This window comes from Micrococcus terreus (assembly GCF_900116905.1).
In the GTDB taxonomy this organism is placed as follows: domain Bacteria; phylum Actinomycetota; class Actinomycetes; order Actinomycetales; family Micrococcaceae; genus Citricoccus; species Citricoccus terreus.
In genome coordinates this window covers 1-1,812 of sequence record NZ_FPCG01000027.1, presented here as the reverse complement: position 1 = coordinate 1,812, position 1,812 = coordinate 1, and the positions used below count along the sequence as shown (strand labels likewise).

General features: G+C 57.0%; 1 rRNA gene. It reads right to left on the bottom strand.

Annotated features, from left to right (window positions below):
* Positions 1-167: 167 nt before the first annotated feature.
* Positions 168-1,690, bottom strand: a 16S ribosomal RNA gene (locus BM355_RS13960).
* Positions 1,691-1,812: the final 122 nt, after the last annotated feature.

Genomic DNA, 1,812 nt, shown 5'->3' with positions numbered 1-1,812 from the left:
CAGCAGCCCCACAGGGCCGACTCAAGATCAGCAGGCACGTCGATTCGTTGATGTTCCACCCATGAGCAACTCGCCAACCCACGAACGGGGCTGCAACGAGCCATTCTTCTTGACCACCACCCCACAGCCACACAGGACCGCAGAGCACAGTGGTAAGAGCTCCTTAGAAAGGAGGTGATCCAGCCGCACCTTCCGGTACGGCTACCTTGTTACGACTTAGTCCCAATCGCCAGTCCCACCTTCGACGGCTCCCCCCACAAGGGTTAGGCCACCGGCTTCGGGTGTTACCAACTTTCGTGACTTGACGGGCGGTGTGTACAAGGCCCGGGAACGTATTCACCGCAGCGTTGCTGATCTGCGATTACTAGCGACTCCGACTTCATGGGGTCGAGTTGCAGACCCCAATCCGAACTGAGACCGGCTTTTTGGGATTAGCTCCACCTCACAGTATCGCAACCCATTGTACCGGCCATTGTAGCATGCGTGAAGCCCAAGACATAAGGGGCATGATGATTTGACGTCGTCCCCACCTTCCTCCGAGTTGACCCCGGCAGTCTCCCATGAGTCCCCACCACTACGTGCTGGCAACATGGAACGAGGGTTGCGCTCGTTGCGGGACTTAACCCAACATCTCACGACACGAGCTGACGACAACCATGCACCACCTGTGAACCTGCCCCAAAGGGGAAACCGTATCTCTACGGCGGTCAGGAACATGTCAAGCCTTGGTAAGGTTCTTCGCGTTGCATCGAATTAATCCGCATGCTCCGCCGCTTGTGCGGGCCCCCGTCAATTCCTTTGAGTTTTAGCCTTGCGGCCGTACTCCCCAGGCGGGGCACTTAATGCGTTAGCTACGGCGCGGAAAACGTGGAATGTCCCCCACACCTAGTGCCCAACGTTTACGGCATGGACTACCAGGGTATCTAATCCTGTTCGCTCCCCATGCTTTCGCTCCTCAGCGTCAGTTACAGCCCAGAGACCTGCCTTCGCCATCGGTGTTCCTCCTGATATCTGCGCATTTCACCGCTACACCAGGAATTCCAGTCTCCCCTACTGCACTCTAGTCTGCCCGTACCCACCGCAGATCCGGGGTTAAGCCCCGGACTTTCACGGCAGACGCGACAAACCGCCTACGAGCTCTTTACGCCCAATAATTCCGGATAACGCTCGCGCCCTACGTATTACCGCGGCTGCTGGCACGTAGTTAGCCGGCGCTTCTTCTGCAGGTACCGTCACTTTCGCTTCTTCCCTACTGAAAGAGGTTTACAACCCGAAGGCCGTCATCCCTCACGCGGCGTCGCTGCATCAGGCTTGCGCCCATTGTGCAATATTCCCCACTGCTGCCTCCCGTAGGAGTCTGGGCCGTGTCTCAGTCCCAGTGTGGCCGGTCACCCTCTCAGGCCGGCTACCCGTCGTCGCCTTGGTGAGCCATTACCTCACCAACAAGCTGATAGGCCGCGAGTCCATCCAAGACCAATAAATCTTTCCACCCCCCACCATGCGGTGAGAAGTCATATCCAGTATTAGACCCAGTTTCCCAGGCTTATCCCAGAGTCAAGGGCAGGTTACTCACGTGTTACTCACCCGTTCGCCACTAATCCACCCAGCAAGCTGGGCTTCATCGTTCGACTTGCATGTGTTAAGCACGCCGCCAGCGTTCATCCTGAGCCAGGATCAAACTCTCCGTAAAAAACAAAAAGCACTCGAGAACCATCACCACCAGCGGAAAACCAGCAGCAACAACCCCCAAGCTCATCCCGGCAACCACCACCCACCACACGGGGGTGCAATGAAGTGATGGCAACCAAATAA